Below are 21,794 nucleotides of genomic sequence, written 5' to 3' on the forward strand. Positions count from 1 at the left end.
TCACCGAAAGACTTCACAGTGGCACTGCGGATGGGCAAGAGACGGCATGCACACTGACGATGCAGACACGGTGCACTATCGCCTGCGCCGCCAGAGCCGAACCCCGGCGTGGCTGGCCCTGTCCTGGCGGGCGCTGGTCGCGTTGGCGCTGATCGGCATCGCGCTCGCGGTGCACTGGTTCGATCGCGAGGGCCTGCGGCAGAACTCGGGCGAGCCCGTGACCTTCGCCGACATCCTGTATTTCACGATGATTACCGTCACGACGGTCGGCTACGGCGACATCGTGCCTGTGACCCAGCAGGCGCGGATGTTCGATACCTTCGTCGTGACGCCCATCCGGCTCTTCGTATGGCTCATCTTTTTAGGTACCGCATATGATTTTCTGCTCAAGGGCGTCTGGGAGAAATGGCGCATGTCGGTGATCCAGCGACACCTCGAAGACCATGTCGTGGTCGCCGGGTTCGGTACGAGCGGGTCTGAGGCCGTCAGCGAACTCATCCGTCGCGGCGCCGATCCAGGCATGATCGTCGTCGTCGACGAGCGCGCCGCGGCGTTACGCACGGCGGAGAGTTGCGGCACGACGGTGATGGAGGGAAACGCCACGCGCAACGCCGCGCTGGAGGCCGCCCGACTCTGCAAGGCCCGCGCGCTCATCGTTTCCGCCGGCCGCGACGATACCTCGATCCTTATCGTGCTGACGGCGCGGCGGATCGCGCCCGATCTGCCGATCAGCGTGGTAATCCGGTCGGAGGACAATGAAGCGATTGCGCATCAGGCAGGCGCAAACGTCGTCATCAACCCGGCCAGCTTCGCCGGCCTTCTGCTCGCCGGGTCCACGCACGGCGCTCACACCGCCGAATACATGGCCGATCTTGCCGCGTCGGGCGGGCGTGTAGTCCTGCGGGAACGCGAGGTCGCTGCCGACGAGGTCGGCAAACCGCTTGCCGCCATCGCCACCGGACTCGGCCACCGCATCTATCGTGGGCATCAGGACTTCTGCTTCTGGGAACCCGAGGCCGCCCGTCTGGAAGCGGGCGATATCATCGTTGAGGTTGTCCCCCGGCGCTAAATTACCACCAAATGTCCGGCCAGCGCCGTTTTTTGCGGGGGCACCTCGTCTACCGGATCCATGGCGTTCTTCATCAAGATTAGGCGAGGCCTCGTTTCGATCGCCTGACGGCCGAACCGAAATCGTCGCCGGCCGGCTGAAAATGGCGGATTGGCCGTTCGAATCCGGCATGATGATCGAGATGTCCTTGTTCCCTCGGACGTCGGTTTGCGGCCAGAGGGCGATGCGTACGGCCCCATGATCATCGAAGGCTCAGAGGCTGTTGCGTCGGTCAACGACGATGAAGCGCGACACGGAGAATTGCTGGTCAGGGGGCGTGAGCTCAATGGCGGTAAACGGGCGTTCCCGCTGCACCTGCGGGCCTATAATCAGGGCGCAGCGTTCAGGCTCGAGATTCCTGCCGAGCCAAGACAGGGAGAAATACGGCTTTCGTCCGAGACGACCGCGCTTCGCTTCCCGCTCGATTACGCATGCCGAGGGCGAGACGTATCGATAATAGGTTCCCGACACCGTCCATCGCTTGTCGAGCTCGATCGACGCGCCGGCATAGAGGTCGGTTTCGTACCAGCCCGGCAGGGCGCCATCGTTCGGCTGGCCGAGCCCGGGCTTCGACCCCTGGATACTGTTCCATGTTCCGGCAAGCACACTGGCCTTCTTCTCAGCCGGCAGCATCGTCTCGGTCGGACGCTCATCGCTTTGCTTAACCGGGCGTCCTGCGCTGTTGCCCCCGACGACAGCACTACCGACAGGGCGAGGCCGCAAGCGAGGCCGGGCCAATCGTTTCCCCATCGTAACACTCGTTCGCAACTGACAAGGCTCAGCGTCGTTCCTTTCACTGGACACGACATTAACCATGAATAGGAGGTACATTGACCGAGCCGGTACCGAATGATGCGGGACAGCCAGCAGCGGGACGCAAGGCGGAGATCAATCCACCTGTATTCTTCGTTTCGGCAGGCCTGATCCTGGCCTTCGCCCTCTTCGGCGCACTCGCCCCGGAGACCGCGAACCGGGTGTTCACGACCGTGCAGGCGCTGATCGTCGCGGATTTCGGCTGGTTCTACATCGCCGCGGTCGCGGGGTTCCTGATCTTCGCCATCTTCCTGATGTTCAGTCGTTATGGCGATGTGAAGCTCGGGCCCGACGACAGCGAACCGGATTACAGCTACCCGTCCTGGTTCGCGATGCTGTTCAGTGCGGGGATGGGCATCGGCCTGATCTTCTTCGGGGTGGCCGAGCCGATCCAGCATTACGCATCGCCGCCCGTGGGCGAGGGCAAGACGATCGCGGCCGCGCGCGAAGCGATGGTCCTCACCTTCTTCCACTGGGGCCTGCACGCCTGGGCGATCTACATCGTGGTCGGACTGGCGCTCGCCTATTTCGCGTTTCGCCGTGGACTACCGCTCACCATCCGCGCGGCACTCTACCCGCTGATCGGCAAGCGGATCTATGGCCCGATCGGCCACGCCGTCGACATCTTCGCGGTGCTGGGCACGATGTTCGGTGTTGCGACGTCGCTTGGTCTCGGCGTGCTGCAGGTGAATGCCGGGTTCAATCACCTGTTCGGCCTGCCGACGAGCATCCCCGTTCAGCTCGTCCTGATCGCCGCCATCACCGGCATGGCCACGCTGTCTGTCGTCGCCGGACTGGACAAGGGCGTGAAGCGTCTGTCCGAGCTGAACATCATCCTGGCCGGACTGCTGCTCGCCTTCGTCCTGATCACAGGGTCGACGGTGTTCCTGCTTCAGGCCTTTCTGCAGAACATCGGCACCTATCTCGGCGAAGTCGTGCCGCGTACCTTCCGCCTCTACGCCTACGAACCCAACCCGTGGCTGGGCAATTGGACCTTGTTCTATTGGGGTTGGTGGATCGCCTGGTCGCCCTTCGTCGGCATGTTCATCGCCCGCATCTCGCGTGGGCGCACGATCCGCGAATTCATCGGCGGCGTGCTGCTGGTGCCGACCCTATTCACCTTCCTCTGGATGACGGTGTTCGGCAACACCGCGATCGCGCTGGACATGGCCGGTACGGCCGCCATCGCCGACACCGTCGCCAACAATCTGCCGGTGGCGTTGTTCGAGACACTGGAGCAGCTGCCCTTCGCAACGATCGTCTCGGGTATCGCGACACTCTTGATCATCACCTTCTTCGTCACGTCGGCGGATTCCGGGGCATTGGTCATCGACATGATCACATCGGGCGCGGCGGAGAACCCGCCGGTGTGGCAGCGTGTATTCTGGGCGGTATCCGCGGGCGCCGTCGGTGCGGTGCTGCTGGTCGCCGGTGGGCTCCAGGCCCTTCAGACTGCCGCGATCGCCAGTGCATTGCCATTCGCGGTGGTGATGGTGTTCATTTGCTATGGGCTGCTGCGCGCCCTGCAGACCGAGGGCCAGGAAGCGTTGGACCTGTCCGCCGCGGGTTCCGATCCGATCGCCGAAACGCCGTTGAGTTGGCAGCAGCGCCTCGCGACCATCACGCGCTTCCACGACAAGCGTGAGGTTGCGGCGTTCCTCACCGATACGGCAAGCCCGGCGCTCGACGCGGTAGCGGCACAGATGCGCGACAGCGGCCTCTCGCCAACCCTCGTTCAGGACGAAAACCAGGTCGAGCTTCGCATCCCGCACGGCGAGCGTGGCGAGTTCCGCTACGGGGTTCGGGCACGCGGCTTCCGCCAGGCAAGCTTCGCCTGGGCGGCATCGCGCAAGGCGAACGAGCAGGAGCGTCTCCACTACCGGGCGGTGGCGCATTCCTCGGAGGGAGAGCCCGCGCATGATGTGACCGGCCTGAGCGACGAACAGCTGATCAACGATCTCCTCAATCGGTATGCGCGCTTCCGCCACGCCCGGCGGATGACCTGAGCAGGGGCTGTTCGCCGACCAGGAGCCGCCGCCGAGAATAACATGCCGAACAGAGAGAAGATCACGGACAGTGCCAACGAGCGCGCCATCGACGAGTCGATTGCCGGCACCGCGCCAGGCCTCCCCGATGGCGGGCTCTCGCCTGCCGAGGACCTGCCGGAGGAGCCAAGTGACGAGGACGTTGCACGGATCGCGGCCAAGCGCGGTGCGCCTGACCCAACCAATAACTTCCTAGGTCTGCGATAGGCCTGGTTTTTCCGGGTCAATCAGCGTGACTTCGTCGGCAGGTTCGAAGCGTAGCGTCCACCGGGGGTAGCCTTCCGGTGAAATCTCGATGTCGGGCAGGCCGACCGGGTCCGAGCCGGTTTCTACCCATCCAGCGCCATGGCACCGATCGCAGGCAGTGCGCTTGCAGCGGAAGCTTACGAGATCAATCTCGGTATTCCATTGGCCGCGGCCTTTGCACAATGGGCACATCGCATCCAAGCTCCCCTTACGGGGCTGGATCGGAACGATGTCGAAGGCGTGGGGGCTGTCTGGACCGTCGCAATAGACGATGTTGCTGGCGTGAGGCATGCGCCGCAGTCGCGGAACAGCCGTCTCAATGCAATATGGCCTTGGTGCGCTCAGCGACCATTTATCAGGCGGTGATCCCGTCTCGCGCTGCCTGATCTCGGCAAGCATGCGATAACCAGCACGGCGCGCTTCCTACGCGCCAGGAACGGGTCGGTTGTTCTCAGACACCCTGTCGACGCCGGATTGCCGATGACCCCTCGGACACCCTCCGCAACGATCATTCGAAACTGCGAGAAACGCGATCTGCCGCGCTCGATGGAATGCAGTATGCGACGCCATCTGTAGCACTGGGCGCCTCGCGAGGCGTTGATTCTATTGAATTTCGCCAATCTCAACCGCTTGGCGATGAGATGGTGACCCCTACGGGAATCGAACCCGTGCTTCAGCCGTGAAAGGGCCGCGTCCTAACCGCTAGACGAAGGGGCCTGCGTGGTTGGAGGCGCCTAAGGCCAAGTGGCTGGCCCGTCAACCCTTCAATCGGCCCAAGCGGCATCTTCGACGTGCAATTCTGCTGCGGGGCGCGATGCCCAGTCGTCGATCTTGGCGCGACCGGCGAGCCAGAGCTTGCGGTGCGGGGCCGCGCCGAGCAGCGCCTGACCGAGCGGCGTCTCGGCGGCGCGGAACGCCATCGCCTTGACGCTGCGGCCGTCGTCGCCCGCGACGATCGTGCGGACATGGCCATTGCCCACCACATCCGCCTTGATCACGCGGACCGGCCCCATCGCGACGCGCGGTGCGGGCCAGCCCATCCCATAAGGTCCCCCTGCGTCCATCGACTCGACCAGCGCAGGATTGACCCCGCCCGCGGCCAGGACCGCATCGAGCAAAAGCGCACGGCCGTCATTGGACTGCGAGACCGCTGCGGCGAGCCGGTCCTCGAGGAAGTCGGCGAAAGCCGGGATCGCCGCTTCGGCAATCGTCAGTCCGGCCGCCATCGCGTGGCCGCCCCCTGAAACGAGCAGGCCCTGCTCACGCGCCGCCATCACCGCCGCGCCGAGGTCCACGCCCGGGATCGACCGGCCCGATCCCTTGCCGATGCCGTGTTCGTCGATCGCGATGACGATCGCGGGCCGACCGAGCTTTTCCTTCAGCCGGCCTGCGACGATGCCGATGACGCCGGGATGCCAGCCCTGTCCGGCGACGACCGAGACGCTGCGCTCGCGGCTGGCGAGCAGGTCGGCGGCCTCCTGCACCGCGGTCTCGATCGCGCGGCGTTCCTCGTTGAGACGGTCGAGCTCCTCGGCGATCCCGCGCGCCTCGTCGGGGTCCTGCGTGGTCAGCAGGCGGACGCCGAGATCGGCGCGGCCGATGCGCCCGCCGGCGTTGATCCGCGGGCCGAGCGCGAAGCCGAGATCGGTGCAGGTCGGGTTGCGCGTCAGTCGCGACGCCGCGATCAACGCCGCGACGCCGATGTTGCGGCGCGCGCCCATGACCTTCAGCCCCTGTGCGACGAACGCACGGTTGAGCCCGCGCAACTGCGCGACGTCGGCGACCGTGCCGAGCGCGACGATGTCGAGCAGGTCGATGAGCTTGGGCTCGGCGCGGTTCTCAAAGAAGCCACGCGTGCGCAGCGTGCGGACGAGCGCGGCGGCGGCGAGGAAGCACATGCCGACCGCAGCGAGATGGCCGTGTGCGGCGCCCTCATCCTCGTCGAGCCGGTTGGGATTGACGAGTGCCAATGCGTGCGGGAGCGCAGTCGAGCATTTGTGGTGATCGATCACGATCACATCGACCTTCGCATCGCGCGCGGCATCGAGCGCGTCGAACGCCTGCGCGCCGCAGTCGACGGTGACGATCAGCGAGGCGCCTTCGCCCGCGAGCCGGACCATGGCCTCGCCCGACGGGCCATAGCCTTCGAGCAGGCGGTCGGGGATATAGGCGCGCGCCTCGATCCCCAGATCGCGCAGCACGAGGATCATCAGCGCGGCGGAAGTCGCGCCGTCGACGTCGTAATCGCCGAAGATCGCGACCTGTTCGCCCGCCTGCACCGCATCGGCGAGCCGATCGGCTGCGCGGTCCATGTCGCGGAAGATCGACGGGTCGGGCATGAACGCGCGGATCGACGGCGTGCGGTGCGCGTCGAGCGCCTCGCGCGGGCAGCCGCGTGCGAGAAGGAGCTGGGTCACCAGATCGTCGCCGCCAAACCCGTCGCGCGCGTCTGCGGCGAGCGAGCGCCAGCGCCAGGGCTGGCCGAGGATCGAGGAGGTTACGCCGAGAACTGTCATGCGCCGGAGGTAGTGGCTGCGGGGGGATTGTCGAGCGGGTTCACCGACGCGGCCAGGCCACCCTCCCCCGGCGGGGGGGGCGTCACTTGATCCAGGGGCGTTCGCGAAACCATTTCGTGACGATGTATTTGACGCCCTCAACCACCGGCATGCCTTCGTGGAGCGTCAGGCCATTGGGGCTGCCGTCGGGGCTCATGTTGTTCCACGCGAGCAGCAGCCCGCGCTTGGGCGCGACCTTGACGCCCGCCTGCGGGAACCACGTGGCGCCACCCTCGGGCACGTCGTTCAGATAGACCATCGCGGTCCAGGTGCGCTGGCCGCCCTGTTCCTGCATCTTGTCCCAATAGCTTTCGCTCGCATGGAAATAATCGTGATGCGCGCGAAATTGCTGGCCGGGGGCGTAACGCTGCCCCTGCATCGTTTCGCCATGCGGCAGGTCAATGCCGAGCAGCGCGGCGATCGCCTCGTCGGTGGGTTGCACATCGGGGGACCAGCGATCCATGTCGCAGCTCTCCGACGTGCGGAAACTGCTGTTCGGGCGGTCGGACAGCAGCGTCGACGGTCGCCGCTTCGAATCAATCAGCGCGATGAGCGCGCGACAGGTTGCGGCGTCGAGGAAATTGGCGTGGTGATAGAATTGCACGCCGTCGATCGCGATCCGCTGGACCTTCGGATTGGCGTCGAGCCGCGCGGCGACGCTGGCGCCCGCCGCCTGCCGCGTCGGCGCCATCGGATCCTGCGGCTTGGCTTTGGTGAATAAACCCATGGATCCGAATTTGCGCAGCCGTCCGCGAAACGCAAGGGGGCGAACGCGTGCGGCACGACGGGCGCGGTCGCTCGTCGTGCCGCGATGCGCCTACCAGAAGATGTCGTAGACCGTGTCGACGACCCGCCCGCTGTCGAGATCGACGAGCAACGCGTCGTTGTAATAGCGGACCCAGCGATACGGCCCATAGGCCTCGGGCAGGCGATAGGTGTAGGGATCCTGGATCCAGTAATTCTGGTTGTACAGGATGCTGTTCAGCGAAAAGCCGATGCCGAAGCGGCGATAGCCCGAGCCCCATCCGTTCGGCGCATAATAGCGCGGCAGGCGGTAGGCGCCGCGGTTGCTCGCGCGATAGTCGCTCCAGCCATAGCGATTGTCGCTGCGCCAGCCGCGGTTCCATGCGCCGCGCTGGCCATATCCGCCGCGGCCATAGCCCTGGACGGTGCCGTAGCCGCCAAAATGCTGGCCGCTGCGATAGCCGCCGCGGTCCCGATCGCCGTCACGGCCGCGCCAGTCGTCGCGTCCACGCCCATCCGGGCGGCCGCGGAGGTCGTCGCGCCCGCGTGGAACGTCACGATAGCCGCGGTCCTCGCCTGGGCGGCCGTCAAAGCGCGCGCGATCGGGCTGACCGCGGCGGTCGTTTCGGACGTCCTGGCGGGCGGCATCGCGCTGCGCATTGCCGCGGACCCAGTTCTCGCGAACCTGGTCGGCCTGCCGGTCCGACCCCACACGTGCATTCCAGTCCTGGCGGGGCGCGTCCGGGCGGCCGTTACGCCCATAGCCACCGTCACCGCGTGCCTGGCCCTGCACGACCGTGCCCTGGTCCGCACGTTGCGGACGATCGCCCCGATCGCCGCGATCGCTCCAATCACCGCGCATCTCGCCATTCCCCGGCGCCTCGGCACCGAACCGCTGCGCCTGTGCGGCAACCGGCACCAGTGCGGATGCCACGAGCAAGATCTTCAGGAAACTCCGCGTCATTGCCGTCGTCCTCGACTGCCGGCGCACGAGCCGGCTCCTATGGTGCACCCCTTCTAGCCTTACGGGCGTGAGGCGACGCTGAATGGCTTGGTCAGCGATCCGACAGGATTCGTGCGCGTGCGGCTTAGCGCGCGGGCGGCGGGACGAGCGCGGGAACGAGCCGTGCGGAATCCGCCGGGTCGATCCCGGGGCGCGGGCCAGCGGGCAGGACCTCCTCACCCCGGGTCGCGCGGCCCGCGCGCTGGATCGCCTCGACGACGCGCGGATAGACGCCGCAGCGGCACAGATTGGTGATCTGTTCGCGGATCAGCGCTTCGCTCGGGTTTGCATCGCGTTTCAGCAGCGCGGCGGCGGCCATGATCATGCCGGGGATGCAGAAGCCGCATTGCGGCACCGCTTCGGCGATGAAGGCGAGCTGCAGCGGGTGGTTGCGTTCGTGCGACAGCCCCTCGATCGTGGTGACGTAGCGCCCCTCGATCGACCCGATCGGCACACGGCAGCTGCGCACCGCACGACCGTCGATATCGACCGTGCAGGCGCCGCAATGGCCGGTGCCGCAGCCATATTTGGTCCCCGTCAGGTTCGACGCGTCGCGCAGCGCCCAGAGCAGCGGCGTCGCGGGATCGAGCCGATATTCGATCGCCTGGTTGTTGACGGTGAAGCGGGTCATCCCCGCGCGCTAGCCGATCCCCTGGGCGGAGGGGAGGGGGCTATTGCCGCCAGCTCGTGTCACGCTTGTCAACCAGCCGAACCATCGCCTCGAAATCCGCCTTGCCCGCGCCACCGGGCAGCGAGACCTTGCCGAGATCGCGCTGGTGGACCTTGACGACATCGTCGGGGATCAGGATCGGCGTGCCCATCGACGCCGTCGCGACCTGGATCTCGCAGGCGCGCTGCAGCGACCAGTGCTTGATGAACGCCTCGGGCAGCGTCCGGCCCATGACCAGGATGCCGTGATTGCGCAGCAGCATCACGCGCTTGTCGCCGAGATGCTCGATCAGCCGTTCGCCCTCTTCCGACCGGACGGTGACGCCCTCGAAATCATGATAGGCGATCTGGCCGATGAAGTTGCACGCATAGAAATTGGTCGGCTGAAGCCCGCCCTCGACCGCGCTGACCGCCATGCCCGCGGTGGTGTGCGTGTGCATGATGCAATGCGCGTCGGGCAGGTGCTTGTGGAACAGCGCGTGCTGCGTGAAGCCCGCGAGATTGACCGGATAGGGGTTCTGGTCGAGCTTGTTGCCGTCGATGTCGATCTTGACGAGGCTCGACGCAGTCACCTCGCTGAAATGCAGCCCGAACGGGTTGATCAGGAACGCGCCGTCCTCGCCGGGGATCTTCAACGTGATGTGGTTGTAGATCATCTCGGACCAGCCGAGCATGTCGAAGACCCGGTAGCAGGCGGCAAGCTGTTGGCGGGCCTCCCATTCCGCGGGTGAAACCGTCGAATTGCGCAGCGCTGCGGTCGCCATCTCATGCTCTCCCTTGTCGCGTTTGCAAACGGCATACCCGATGCCCGAAAGCGCGGCAATCGACGGGTGCCACGCCGCGGCCGGACGCGAACGCGCCTCTAACCATTGCCACGCGCGGTCGCCCCGGCTTATGCCGCCGCCCAACAAGACCGCGAGAGGGCGCAATTTATCATGCATGTCGACACCCATCACACCGCCGCCGCGGGAGGCGCCGCCGCAGAGGGCGATGCCAATCACGGTTACGACGCCCCCGACCTGCGCGTCTTCGTCTTCGCCCTGTTCTTCATCTTCGGTGGCATCACCTCGCTGAACGACATCATCATTCCGAAGATGAAGGAGCTGTTCACGCTCGACCATGCGACCGCGATGCTGGTCCAGTCGGCCTTCTTCCTCGCCTATGCGCTGTTCTCGATTCCTGCCGCGGCGATCGTGCGCAAGGCCGGTTATATGCGCACCGCCTCGATCGGGCTGGTGACGATGACCGTCGGGTGCCTGTTGTTCATCCCGGCGGCGGGCAAGGCCAGCTTCGAGATGTTCCTGTTCGCGCTTTTCGTGCTGGGCGCGGGCATCACGGTCGTTCAGGTCGTCGCCAACCCGCTGATCTCGGCGCTCGGCGCGCCGAAATCGGCATCGAGCCGGCTGACCTTCGCGCAGGCGTTCAACTCGCTCGGCACGACGATCTTCCCTTATGTCGGTTCCGCGGTCATCCTTGGTGGTCTCGCGACGGTGGATTCCTCGACGCTGACCGGCGCCGCGCTTGACGCCTACCGGACCGAATCGTCGCGGACCGTCGTGCACACCTATATCGGCCTCGCGATCGCGCTGCTGATCGTCGCCGCCGTCGTCTGGACGCGGCGGAACCGGCTGAACGAGGAGCAGGAGCAGACGGGCAGCATCCTCCACGCCTTCACGCTGCTCAAGCGCCCGCGCTTCGCGATGGGGACGGCGTGCATCTTCCTTTATGTCGGCGCCGAGGTCGCGGTCGGCTCGCTGATCGTCAACTACCTGATGCAGCCGAGCGTGATGGGCCTGAGCGATGTCGCTGCCGGTCAGCACGTGCCCTTCTACTGGGGCGGCGCGCTGATCGGGCGGTTCATCGGGGCCTATGTCCTCAACAAGGTGTCGCCAGGCAAGGTTCTGGCCGGTGTCGCGACCGGGACGCTGGCGCTGATCCTGATCTCGGCGAATACCGAGGGTGCCGTGTCGGGTTGGGCCTTGCTGTCGATCGGGCTCATGAATTCGGTGATGTTCCCGACGATCTTCGCCTTGGCATCTGAAGGCCTTGGCAAGCGTGCGGCCGAGGGGTCGGGCGTGATCGCCACGGCGATCGTCGGCGGCGCGATCATTCCCTATTTCACGGGCGTGCTCGCGGACTCGTCGGGCAGCCTGCACTTCGCGTTGCTGCTCCCGGCGATCTGCTACGCGCTGATCCTTGCGTACGGGGTGTATGCGCGCAAGCCGGTGACGGCCGTCGCCTAATCCCCGTCGTCATCCTGGGCTAGACCCAGGATCCAGAGCCACGACCGCTACCGTCCGTGGCTCTGGATCCTGACTTTCGTCAGGATGACGGGTGTTTTGGTAGCATTGGTGCCGCGCGCCCGGTCGCGAGATCGGCATCCGAGAAGCGGATCGGCGTGCGGAGACCCGGGACGGTCGATCCATCCGGACGCACGACGTCGATCGCCATGCCGCGCGCGATCACCTGTGGATCGTCGAATGCCTGCGCGACGGTGTTGATCGGCCCGGCGGGGACACCGACCGCCTCCAGCCGCGCGAGCAGCTCGAGTTTAGGCACCAGCGAGGTCGCCGCCTCGATCCCTGCAAACAAGATGTCCTTGAAGGCGAGCCGCCCGGCATTGGTCGCGAACCGCGGATCGTCGCGCATTTCAGGTAAGCCCATCGCATCGCAGAACCGCCGGAACTGCCCGTCATTGCCGACCGCGAGGATGAACCACCCGTCGCTGGTCGGGAATACGGCATAGGGGCATACGTTCATGTGGGCGTTGCCGACCCGCGTCGGCGAGACGCCGCTCGCGAACCAGTTCATCGCCTGATTGGCGAGGACGCCGGTCATCGTGTCGAGCAGCGCCATGTCGATCTGCTGCCCCCGACCGGTCCGCTCGCGCATCGCGAGCGCCGCCTGGATCGCGATCACCGAATACAGCCCGGTCATGATGTCGGCGAACGCGACCCCGATCTTCTGCGGCGCCCCATCGGGCTCGCCGGTGAGATCCATGATCCCGCTCATGCCCTGGACGATGAAGTCATAGCCCGCGCGCGGTGCGTAGGGTCCGTCCTGTCCGAAGCCGGTGATCGAGCAATAGACGAGCCGCGGATTGATTGCGGCGAGCGTCGAATAGTCGAGCCCGTATCTGGCAAGCCCGCCGACCTTGAAATTCTCGATCACGACATCGGCGTCGGCGATCAGCGCACGAACCGCAGCCTGTCCCTCGGGCGTCGTGAAGTCCGCGACGACCGAGCGCTTGCCGCGGTTGGCGGCGTGGAAATAGGCCGCGTCGCGGGTGCCGTCGGGGTTGTCGATGAACGGCGGGCCCCAGGTCCGGGTGTCGTCGCCGGCGGGGCTCTCGACCTTGGTGACGTCGGCACCGAGATCGGCGAGCACCTGGCCAGCCCAGGGGCCGGCGAGGATGCGGGCGAGTTCGACGACCTTTAGGCCGGCGAGGGGTGTAGGTTTGCCTTCCACGATTAAATCACCACCCCGGCGGAGGCCGGGGCCCAGTTGGAAAGGTTGTAGTAACGACACGCAGCATCAGCCAAGGCGCGTTCCCCAACTGGGCCCCGGCCTTCGCCGGGGTGGCAAGCAAGCACGTGGCCTATCACTAGAACGCTGCAATACCCGTGATCGCGCGGCCGAGGATCAGCGCGTGGACGTCGTGTGCGCCCTCATAGGTGTTGACCGTCTCGAGGTTCATCATGTGACGCATTACCTGATATTCCCCCGAAATGCCGTTGCCGCCGTGCATGTCCCGACTCATCCGCGCGATGTCGAGCGCCTTGCCGACATTGTTGCGCTTGACGATCGAGACCATCTCGGGCGCGAACCGCCCCTCGTCCATCAGCCGCCCGACGCGCAGTGACGCCTGGAGCCCGAGCGCGATCTCGGTCTCCATGTCGGCGAGCTTCTTCTGATAGAGCTGCCGCCCGGCGAGCGGGGTGCCGAACTGGTTGCGATCGAGGCCATATTGCCGCGCGGCGTGGAAGCAGAATTCGGCGGCACCGAGCGCACCCCACGAGATCCCGTAGCGCGCGCGGTTGAGACAGCCGAACGGCCCCTTCAGCCCCTGGACGTCGGGGAGCAACGCGTCCTCGCCGACCTCGACCTCGTCCATCAGGATCATGCCGGTGATCGACGCCCGCAGCGACAGCTTGCCCTCGATCTTGGGCGTCTCGAGCCCCTTCATCCCGCGTTCCAGGATGAAGCCGCGGATGCCACCGCCATGCTCGTCGGACTTGGCCCAGACCACGAACACGTCGGCGATCGGCGAGTTGGAGATCCAGGTCTTGGCGCCCGAGATGACATAGCCGTTCGCGGTCTTCTTCGCGCGCGTCGTCATGCCGCCGGGGTCCGACCCCGCATCGGGCTCGGTCAGTCCGAAGCAACCAATGAACTCGCCAGTCGCGAGCTTCGGCAGATATTTGCGCTTCTGTGCTTCGGAACCGAACGCATTGATCGGGTACATCACCAGGCTCGACTGGACCGACATCATCGAGCGATAACCCGAGTCGATCCGCTCGACCTCGCGCGCGACTAGGCCGTACGCGACATAGGAGGCGCCGACGCCGCCATATTCCTCTGGGATAGTCGGTCCGAGCAGGCCGAGATCACCCATCTCGCGGAAAATCGCGGGATCGGTATGTTCGTGCTGGAACGCGTCGATGATCCGCGGCGCGAGCTTGTCCTCGGCATAGGCGCGCGCGGTATCGCGGATCATGCGTTCGTCTTCGCTCAGCTGGTCGTCGAGCAGGAACGGATCCGCCCATTCGAACTTGCCCATTCCGGCGCCGGTGCCTGCCATCGTCATCTCCTTCATTGGCCGCCGACTTCGTGTTTCCAAGGCCGAAAGTCCAGCCCCAAGGCATGGCTATGCGTCGATCAGCGTCAACGCCGCGATGGTGACACGCAGCCGCGACCCGACCAGCTCCACTGCGTCGATCGCGAGATCGGCGAGGATGTGCCCCCGCAGCGGCAGCTCGGCATCGGGCAGGGCGGCAAGCCAGGATCGAAAACCGGGTATGGGATCCGCCAGGATGACCAGATGATGTTGCTCGCCCGAGAAGGTCGCGCTCGCCCATGGGCGCGAAACCGTCTCGATCAGCTCGAATGACGTGCCCGATGCTGCGGCACTGGCGTGAAGTGCGCGGATCAACCGCGTCGCGACATCGGGGCCGCGCAGGGGGTCCATCATCACGACCGGCCGCGCCCGGACGTGTTCGCGATGAACGCCTCGATCCGCGCGACCAGTCCCGCGCGTGGCTGGCGACCGCGTCTGAGATCCGCGACGAGCCGGGAATCATTCACCGCACGCCGTCCGAAGGTGGCCGCCCCCATGTCGGTCTGCCGCAGATATCGGTTGATCTTGACCAGTACGGACATCGTTTGCTCCTCGTGATTCCCGTCTCCGTTCACGATCTGTTCCCTGAAATCCAACTTGTCTAGGATTTTTCCTGCGCTATGGTCTCGCCATGTCCGATCCCGATCCCCGAGCAGCGCTGGCACGGCTTGCGGCTGCGCGCGGGGACAGTATGGCGGCCCTGTCGGCGATGCTGGGACGCAACGCGGCCTATCTGCAGCAGTATGTGAAGCGCGGGTCGCCACGACGGTTGGCGGAGGACGATCGCCGGCTGCTCGCTCAGTATCTCGGCGTCGAGGATCATGTGCTCGGCGGGAGCGGAACGAAGGGCAGCGAAAGGCGAACCGGGTTTCGGATCGCCCGCCTGGCGGTGCAGGCGTCGGCCGGGCCGGGCGCGCTGGTCGATGACGAGGTGCTGCTGGGCACCGACGTGATCGACCCCGCGCTGGCGCGGCGGCTCGGGCTGCGCGACGGGCAGGCGGCGATCATCCGGGTCCGGGGAACATCGATGGAGCCCGGCCTGCAGGATGGCGATCACATCATCGTCGATATGGCGACCACGGTGCCGGGCGCGCGCGGACGGCTTCACGTCATCCGGGTCGATGGCCTGACGATGGTCAAGCGGGTCGCGTTGCGCGATGGGACGCTCGCCGTGTCGAGCGACAATCCTGCCGCGCCGCCTGTACCCGACGGCCCGGTCGACATTGTCGGCCGCGTCGTCTGGCAGATGCGCGAACCCGCCTAGCGGCGGTCACGGATCCAGACGAGGAGCGCTGCGGCGACGCCGATCGCGGTGCCGATCAGGAGACCGGGCGTGGCCTGGCCGATCGCAAATCCGACCCCCGCGCCGCCAAGAATGCCCATCGCGATCAGGAAGCCGCCGGCGGCGGTCGGACGTTTGTCAGCCATGTCCCGCACCTGCCACGTCGCGCGCGCGGACGCCAGTGCCCGCCGTCGGCGCGGACGATGCACCGCGCAACGCGCTGATTGTCCGGCAGAGTATTTCGATGTCATGACGAAACGTGGCGAAAATGCGTCACGAACGACTGTTGCGGGGGGCCAAGCCCGGCTAGGAGGCGAGCATGGTGTATCGCTTCGGGTGGGTCGGGATCGGTACGGCCACCGCCGTCCTTGTCGTGCCGATGCTGACGGCGCCCCCCCGCGCCGCCGCCCAGACACGCGTGTCCACGCCGCAGGAGGGCGCTGCGGCCGCGGACGCGCCGGTGTCGCTCGATCCCATGTCCCCGCTCGCGCCGCTGCCGGATATCGGCGTCGCCTGGCCCGATCTTGCCGCCGCCACCGATGATCCAGTCACCGTCGCGACCAACACCGATGCGACGACCGAGACGCGCTATTCGTGGCGGCTGGAAGGGATCGACTCGGTTGGAAACGCGCTGCTGAAACAGCGGTTTGACCAGCTCTCGACGCTCAACGCGAACGACGGCGAGGTTGCCAATGCCGCGCAGCTCGATCGCCGTGCGCGCGAGGACGGCGACCTGCTCAACAGCCTTTTGCGCGCCGAGGGCTATTATGACGCGCGCGTCACCACCCGGGTCGAGCCCGGGCAGAAGCCGCTGGTGATCGTCTCGGCCGATCCGGGCACGCGCTACACCTTCACGGGCGTGACGATCGATGGTCTGGCGGCGGCGGGGGACAAGGCGCCCGCGCTGGCCCAGGCCTTCGGCATCAAGCCTGCCGACCCGGTCAACTCGGATGCGATCGTCGCGGGCGAGGCCAAGCTGACAACTCAGATCGGGCGCGAGGGCTTTCCGTTCGCCAAGGTCGGCGATCCGGCGATCGTGGTGGACCATGCGACGCGCACCGCGACGCTCGACCTGTCGATCGTCCCGGGCGGCCAGAAGCGCTTTGGCCGGATCGTCGCGCTGCCCGGCAACCGCGTGTTCGATGCGGAGCATGTGCAGGAGATCGCGCGGTTCACGCCCGGTCAGCCCTATGATGCGGGCGAGCTGGACGATCTGCGCCGGGCGCTCGTCCAGACCAGCCTGGTGTCGTCGGTCGAGGTCAGGCCGATCCCGGGCAGCACCGCCGACAGCGTCGATATCGGTGTGAAGCTCGACCGCGCGCCGCCGCGCACGGTCGCGGGCGAGCTTGGGTATGGCACGGGCGAGGGCGCACGCGCCGAGGTCAGCTGGACGCATCGCAACCTGTTTCCGCCCGAGGGCGCGCTCACGCTGCGCAGCGTTATCGGGACGCAGGAGCAGCTCGGCGCGATCGTCTATCGCCGCAACAACTTTCATGCGCGCGACCGCGTGCTGACCGCGCAGGTCTCCGCGGTGCATATCAACCGCGATGCGTATGAGGCCAAGACCTTCACGCTGGCCGGCAGCATCGAACGCCAGACGAACATCTTCTTCCAGAAGACCTGGACCTGGTCGCTCGGCGCGGAGCTGATCGCGTCGGACGAACGCGACGTGATCGTGTCGACCGGCGATCCTCGACGCCGGACCTTCTTCATCGGCGCGCTGCCGACCACGCTGAATTATGACGGATCGGACGACCTGCTCAACCCGACGCGCGGGTTCCGGCTCGGCGGGCGGCTGAGCCCGGAGGCATCGTTCCAGGGATCGGTGTTCGGCTATGCGCGGACGCAGATCGACGCGAGCGTGTACCGGACGGTCAGCGACGGGATCGTGCTGGCGGGGCGGACCCGGCTCGGCACGATCGTCGGCGCGCCGCGCGATCAGGTGGCACCGTCGCGGCGTTTCTATGCCGGCGGCGGCGCGTCGATACGCGGCTATGGCTATCAGTCGATCGGTCCGCGCGATCCGAACAACGACCCGATCGGCGGCCGCAGCCTGACCGAATTCTCGATCGAGGCGCGGATCAAGGCGTTCGGCAATTTCGGGGTCGTGCCGTTCCTCGATGCGGGCAACATCTACACGTCGCCGCTGCCCAAATTCACCGGCCTGCAATATGGCACGGGGATCGGGGTGCGCTATTATTCGAACTTCGGCCCGATCCGATTCGATGTCGGGACGCCGATCAACCCGCAACCGGGCGACAGCCGGATCGCGGTCTATGTATCGCTGGGACAGGCGTTTTGACCGACGCCGCGACCGAGACGACAGAGCCGGGCCGGCCTGTGCCACGGCGCCGCTGGTGGCGCTGGCTTGCGGCGGCGTTCCTTGCCCTGGTGGCGATCCTCGGCGCCGCGCTGCTGATCGTCGATACCGATATCGGCCACCGCTATGTCGCCAATCGGGTCGGCGCGATCCGCGCGGCCAACGGGCTGCGCTTCACGATCGGGCGGATCGACGGGTCTCTCTATGGTGATACGCGGCTGACTGATCTGCGCGTCTATGATCTCGACGGGCTCGTGTTCCAGGCGCCGCGCGTCGAACTCGACTGGTCGCCCATCCGCTGGTTTTCGAACCGGCTCGAGATCCGCCGGCTCGCGATCGATCGCGCGACGCTGTTCCACGTCCCGCGCACGCGACCGTCGAAGAGGCGCACGCCGATCCTCCCCGATTTCGACATCCGGATCGGGCGGCTCACGGTCGGACGCCTGCTGCTCGACACGCGCGTGCTCGGCACCGCACGCGTCGCGCGGCTCGACGGCCGTGCCGATATCCGCTCGGGACGCGCGCTCGTCGACGTGAACGCGCTGGTCGCGGGCAGCGACCGGCTCAAGCTGCGGATCGATGCGGAGCCAGCGCGAGACCGGTTCGATCTGGACGTAGCGGCGCGCGGGGCGGCGAACGGGGTGCTCGCCCGGATGATCGGCGCCCGGAGCAACGTCGCGCTCGTCGTCACCGGTGACGGCCGCTGGGCACGCTGGACGGGCCGCGCACAGGGTATTGTCGGCACGGCACGCGCGGTCGATCTCGCGCTTTCACAGGCAAGCGGACGCTATACGCTGTCGGGAACGCTCGCCCCCTCGGGGCTGCTCAGCGGACGGCTCGCAGCGCTCACGACGCCGCGGGTGCTGGTCAATGGCGCCGCGACGTTCGTCGAACGCCGGCTCGACGGGCGGCTGTCGCTGCGGTCGCCGGCGCTCTCGCTCGACACGACGGGTATCGTCGATCTCGGCGCGAACGCGTTTCGTGATCTTCGCGTGAAGGCGCGGCTGCTGCGGCCGACGGCGCTGATCGGGACGATGGGGGGCAGCGGCATCGAACTGCGCGCCATTCTCGACGGTGCCTTCGCGACCGCAAGCTTCGACTACCGCCTCGACGCGGCACGACTGACCTTCGACAAGACCGGCTTCGATCGCGTGCGGATCGCCGGCAAGGGGCGTCTGTCGGCGGCGCCGGTCACCGTCCCGATCCGCGTCACCGCCGCCCGCGTGACCGGGGTCGGCGATGTCGCCGGGGGGATCCTGCGCAACCTGTCGGTCGATGGGCGGCTGCGGATCACGCCTGCGCTGTTGACCGGTGACGACCTCGTGCTGCGCTCCGACAAGCTTAACGGACGGATCGGCATCCGGGTCGATCTGCGCACCGGACGGTTCGACGTCGGGGTGAATGGCCGGCTCGGTCGCTATCTGATCCCGGGGCTGGGAATCGTCGACGTCACGTCGACGCTGCGCGTCGTTCCGGGGCCGAACGGCAAGGGGACGCGCGTGATTGGGCAGGGCGCGGCACAGGTGCTGCGTCTCGACAACGCCTTCTTCCGCAGTCTCGCAGGCGGTCTGCCGCGGCTCACCGCCAATCTCGAACGGACGACGGACGGAGTCCTGCATTTCAACAATCTCGTCCTCGTCGCGCCGCAGATCCGGTTGAGCGGCAACGGCTACAGACGGCGCGACGGCAGTTTCCGGTTCGAGGGCGGTGGCCGTCAGCAAAACTACGGGCCGGTCACGCTGACGCTGGACGGCAGGATCGAGCGGCCGACGCTCGACCTCGTCCTCGCCAGCCCCAGTCCGGCGCTGGGGCTGACCAACGTGCGGGCGCATCTCGATCCGACCGCGCAGGGCTATGCCTTTGCCGCTGCGGGTGGCTCGCGGCTTGGCCCCTTTACCGCGGCCGGAACGCTGCTCCTGCCGCGCGGCGCGGGTGCCACGATCGCGATCGCCGCGCTGAACGTCAGCGGGACCCGCGCGACGGGGACGCTCGCGATCGTCGATGGCGGCTTCAACGGGCGGCTCGCGGTGGCGGGCGGCGGTCTTTCGGGTGAACTGCTCTTCCGGCCGGTGGGCGAGAATCAGCGCGTCGAGGCGCATGTCGATGCGCGCGCGGGAACGCTTGCCGGCTGGACGTTGCGGCGTGGCCATATGGACCTCGTCACGATTCTCGACCCCGCGGGCACCTCGATCGAGGCGACCGCGACCGGCGCAGGCTTGCAACGCGGCGCGCTCAGCATCGGGCGGCTGGCGGGCAGCGCGTCGCTGCGCGGCGGGGTGGGGCAGATCAAGGCGTCGATTGCCGGGTCGCGCGGACGCGCATTTGATATCGAGAGCGTGACCGACGTGACCGCCGACAGTTATCGCATCGCCGCGCAAGGGACGCTCGACCGGCGACCGCTCCGACTGTTGAGCCCGGCGATCGTGACCCGCGACGGCGATGGCTGGCGCCTCGCACCGACGCGGCTGAGCTTCTCGGGGGGCGAGGCGCAGATCGGCGGACGCTTCACCGGTTCGACCAGCGCGATCGATGCGAGCATGACGCGGATGCCGCTGGCCATCCTCGATATCGGCTATCCGGGACTCGGTCTTGGCGGTCTGGCATCGGGTACGTTCAGTGTCGCGACGAGCGGCGGCAACCCGCCGACGGGCAAGGCGGACGTGACGATCCGTGGCCTCAGCCGTGCGGGGCTCGTGCTGTCGTCGCGGCCGATCGATGTCGGGGTCGCGGCGCTTCTGTCGCCCGACAAGCTCGGCGTGCGTGCGGTGATCGCCTCGGGTGGCAAGACAATCGGGCGCGCACAGGCGCAGCTCGCACCGCTCGGTGAGGGCGACCTCGCCACGCGGATCGCACGCGCGCGGCTGTTCGGACAGCTTCGCTACAGCGGGCCCGCGGACACGCTGTGGCGGCTGACGGGGGTCGAGCTGTTCGACCTGTCGGGACCGGTGGCGATCGGGGCGGACGTCGTCGGTACGCTCGAAGCGCCGGTAATCCGCGGTGTCGTCCGTGCGACCAACGCTCGCATCGAAAGCGGGACGACGGGCACGATTCTGTCGAACGTCCAGGCCAGCGGCCGGTTCGGCGGCTCGCGTCTGGTGATCGACCGTTTCGCCGCGGACGCGGGCAAGGGCGGCCGGGTGACGGGGGTTGGCCAGTTTGATTTCGCGGCCAGGAACGGGCTCGGCATCGACCTGCGGCTTCAGGCTGCAAGCGCGGTGATGATCAATCGCGACGATATCGGCGCGACCGTGACGGGGCCGCTGACGTTCACATCGGACGGGATAGGCGGCGTGATCGCGGGCGACGTGGTGATGAACAAGAGTCGCTATCGGCTAGGCCAGGCGACTGCGGCGAGCGCGGTGCCGCAGCTCAACATCCGGGAGATCAACCTGCCCGAGGGCGGCGAGGAAAAGGCCGCGCCGACGCGCCCCTGGACGCTGGCGATCAAGGCCCGCGCACCGAACCAGGTCATGGTCAGCGGGCTGGGGCTGACGAGCGAATGGTCCGCCAATCTCCAGATCGCCGGTGAGCCGCAGAATCCCGCGATCACGGGCCGTGCGACGCTGATCCGTGGCGATTACGAATTTGCCGGGCGCGAATTCGAACTGGCGCGCGGCGTCATCCGGTTCGATGGCGGCGTCCCCGCTAATCCCGCGCTCGACATCGAGGCGAATGCGGACTCGACCGGGCTCAACGCCTCGATCCGCGTCACGGGCTATGCGCTCAAGCCCGAGATCGGGTTCACCAGCACGCCTGCGCTGCCGCAGGACGAGCTGCTCTCGCGCCTGCTGTTCGGGACGTCGATCACCAACCTGTCCGCGCCCGAGGCCCTGCAACTCGCGGCGGCGGTGGCGGCGTTGCAGGACGGCGGCAACGGTATCAACCCGATCAACGCGGTGCGGCGTGCGGCGGGTCTCGACCGGCTGCGCATCCTGCCTGCCGATCCGCAGACGGGGCAGGGCACCTCGATCGCCGCGGGCAAATATGTGACGCGGCGGCTCTATGCGGAGATCGTCACCGACGGCCAGGGCTATAGCGCGACGCAGGTCGAGTTCCAGGTCACTCGCTGGCTGTCGCTGCTGTCGAGCATCTCCACGCTTGGCAGGCAGAGTGCGAACGTCCGCATTTCGAAGGACTATTGAACCGGCGGCAAACGCCGGAGGACCCCTTGT

The 21,794-nt window shown here is 67.0% G+C and carries 19 protein-coding genes and 1 tRNA gene; 8 read left to right on the plus strand and 12 right to left on the minus strand.

From position 1 onward, the window contains the following. Window positions 1-46: 46 nt before the first annotated feature. The 4 genes from SOM18_RS05975 (at window position 47) to SOM18_RS05990 (ending at window position 4,173) form a co-directional block, all read left to right on the plus strand. Window positions 47-1,069 (plus strand): potassium channel family protein, encoded by a 1,023-nt coding sequence (locus tag SOM18_RS05975; RefSeq protein ID WP_320481451.1) that lies wholly within the window; start codon window positions 47-49, stop codon window positions 1,067-1,069. A 150-nt stretch (window positions 1,070-1,219) separates the two neighbouring features. Further along, window positions 1,220-1,930 carry a glycoside hydrolase family 97 N-terminal domain-containing protein gene (locus SOM18_RS19415; RefSeq protein WP_152555328.1) on the plus strand — a complete coding sequence of 237 codons (711 nt, stop codon included), beginning with the start codon at window positions 1,220-1,222 and terminating at the stop codon, window positions 1,928-1,930. A gap of 8 nt (window positions 1,931-1,938) precedes the next feature. Next, window positions 1,939-3,927 carry a BCCT family transporter gene (locus SOM18_RS05985; RefSeq protein WP_320481452.1) on the plus strand — a complete coding sequence of 663 codons (1,989 nt, stop codon included), beginning with the start codon at window positions 1,939-1,941 and terminating at the stop codon, window positions 3,925-3,927. A gap of 42 nt (window positions 3,928-3,969) precedes the next feature. Continuing rightward, window positions 3,970-4,173 (plus strand): hypothetical protein, encoded by a 204-nt coding sequence (locus tag SOM18_RS05990; RefSeq protein WP_031438875.1) that lies wholly within the window; start codon window positions 3,970-3,972, stop codon window positions 4,171-4,173. On the opposite strand, the gene SOM18_RS05995 is transcribed toward SOM18_RS05990, so the two are convergent. The 7 genes from SOM18_RS05995 to SOM18_RS06025 all read right to left on the minus strand — a co-directional run bounded on the left by SOM18_RS05995 (window position 4,159) and on the right by SOM18_RS06025 (window position 9,947). Then, on the minus strand, window positions 4,159-4,611 hold the full coding sequence (locus SOM18_RS05995) for a hypothetical protein (RefSeq protein WP_235188223.1): 453 nt from the start codon (window positions 4,609-4,611) through the stop codon (window positions 4,159-4,161). The genes SOM18_RS05990 and SOM18_RS05995 overlap by 15 nt on opposite strands. 243 nt (window positions 4,612-4,854) lie before the next feature. Then, window positions 4,855-4,929: transfer RNA gene (locus SOM18_RS06000), tRNA-Glu, on the minus strand. A 47-nt stretch (window positions 4,930-4,976) separates the two neighbouring features. After that, window positions 4,977-6,728, minus strand: a complete 1,752-nt coding sequence (gene recJ, locus SOM18_RS06005; protein WP_192008406.1) for a single-stranded-DNA-specific exonuclease RecJ — start codon at window positions 6,726-6,728, stop codon at window positions 4,977-4,979. An 82-nt stretch (window positions 6,729-6,810) separates the two neighbouring features. Beyond that, window positions 6,811-7,494 (minus strand): prolyl hydroxylase family protein, encoded by a 684-nt coding sequence (locus SOM18_RS06010; protein ID WP_031438877.1) that lies wholly within the window; start codon window positions 7,492-7,494, stop codon window positions 6,811-6,813. A 90-nt stretch (window positions 7,495-7,584) separates the two neighbouring features. After that, window positions 7,585-8,475 (minus strand): RcnB family protein, encoded by an 891-nt coding sequence (locus SOM18_RS06015; RefSeq protein ID WP_320481453.1) that lies wholly within the window; start codon window positions 8,473-8,475, stop codon window positions 7,585-7,587. Between the two features lie 124 nt (window positions 8,476-8,599). After that, window positions 8,600-9,145 carry a (2Fe-2S)-binding protein gene (locus tag SOM18_RS06020; protein ID WP_031438879.1) on the minus strand — a complete coding sequence of 182 codons (546 nt, stop codon included), beginning with the start codon at window positions 9,143-9,145 and terminating at the stop codon, window positions 8,600-8,602. Window positions 9,146-9,185: 40 nt separating this feature from the next. Continuing rightward, on the minus strand, window positions 9,186-9,947 hold the full coding sequence (locus tag SOM18_RS06025; RefSeq protein ID WP_031438880.1) for a class II aldolase/adducin family protein: 762 nt from the start codon (window positions 9,945-9,947) through the stop codon (window positions 9,186-9,188). A gap of 171 nt (window positions 9,948-10,118) precedes the next feature. On the opposite strand from SOM18_RS06025, the gene SOM18_RS06030 reads away from it, so the two are divergent. Continuing rightward, window positions 10,119-11,426, plus strand: coding sequence for a sugar MFS transporter (locus SOM18_RS06030; RefSeq protein WP_031438881.1), 1,308 nt, complete (start codon window positions 10,119-10,121; stop codon window positions 11,424-11,426). A 79-nt stretch (window positions 11,427-11,505) separates the two neighbouring features. Here the strand turns inward: SOM18_RS06030 and SOM18_RS06035 are convergent, their stop codons facing one another. The 4 genes from SOM18_RS06035 to SOM18_RS06050 form a co-directional block, all read right to left on the minus strand. Continuing rightward, window positions 11,506-12,651 (minus strand): CaiB/BaiF CoA transferase family protein, encoded by a 1,146-nt coding sequence (locus SOM18_RS06035; protein ID WP_031438882.1) that lies wholly within the window; start codon window positions 12,649-12,651, stop codon window positions 11,506-11,508. A 136-nt stretch (window positions 12,652-12,787) separates the two neighbouring features. Then, window positions 12,788-13,984 (minus strand): acyl-CoA dehydrogenase, encoded by a 1,197-nt coding sequence (locus SOM18_RS06040; protein WP_031438883.1) that lies wholly within the window; start codon window positions 13,982-13,984, stop codon window positions 12,788-12,790. A gap of 66 nt (window positions 13,985-14,050) precedes the next feature. Beyond that, window positions 14,051-14,377, minus strand: coding sequence for a hypothetical protein (locus SOM18_RS06045; protein ID WP_414712102.1), 327 nt, complete (start codon window positions 14,375-14,377; stop codon window positions 14,051-14,053). Beyond that, window positions 14,374-14,562 (minus strand): hypothetical protein, encoded by a 189-nt coding sequence (locus tag SOM18_RS06050; RefSeq protein ID WP_031438885.1) that lies wholly within the window; start codon window positions 14,560-14,562, stop codon window positions 14,374-14,376. The genes SOM18_RS06045 and SOM18_RS06050 overlap by 4 nt, the downstream gene beginning before the upstream one ends. An 89-nt stretch (window positions 14,563-14,651) precedes the next feature. Between SOM18_RS06050 and SOM18_RS06055 the strand changes: the two genes are divergently transcribed. Further along, window positions 14,652-15,284, plus strand: coding sequence for a S24 family peptidase (locus SOM18_RS06055; RefSeq protein WP_031438886.1), 633 nt, complete (start codon window positions 14,652-14,654; stop codon window positions 15,282-15,284). Here the strand turns inward: SOM18_RS06055 and SOM18_RS06060 are convergent. Further along, the gene (locus SOM18_RS06060) at window positions 15,281-15,448 is read right to left on the minus strand and encodes a hypothetical protein (protein ID WP_199848933.1); all 168 of its coding nucleotides are present in this window, start codon (window positions 15,446-15,448) and stop codon (window positions 15,281-15,283) included. The two genes, SOM18_RS06055 and SOM18_RS06060, sit on opposite strands and share 4 nt — an antisense overlap. A gap of 173 nt (window positions 15,449-15,621) precedes the next feature. On the opposite strand from SOM18_RS06060, the gene SOM18_RS06065 reads away from it, so the two are divergent. Together SOM18_RS06065 and SOM18_RS06070 are read left to right on the plus strand one after the other, a co-directional pair. Further along, a complete protein-coding gene (locus tag SOM18_RS06065) occupies window positions 15,622-17,604 on the plus strand; it encodes an autotransporter assembly complex protein TamA (protein ID WP_031438887.1) in 1,983 nt (660 codons plus the stop codon). Further along, window positions 17,601-21,764 carry a translocation/assembly module TamB domain-containing protein gene (locus SOM18_RS06070; protein ID WP_200873996.1) on the plus strand — a complete coding sequence of 1,388 codons (4,164 nt, stop codon included), beginning with the start codon at window positions 17,601-17,603 and terminating at the stop codon, window positions 21,762-21,764. Before SOM18_RS06065 ends, SOM18_RS06070 begins: the two co-directional genes overlap by 4 nt. Window positions 21,765-21,794 lie beyond the last annotated feature (30 nt).

Source organism: Sphingomonas sp. CFBP9019, from assembly GCF_034045155.1.
Lineage (GTDB): Bacteria > Pseudomonadota > Alphaproteobacteria > Sphingomonadales > Sphingomonadaceae > Sphingomonas > Sphingomonas aerolata.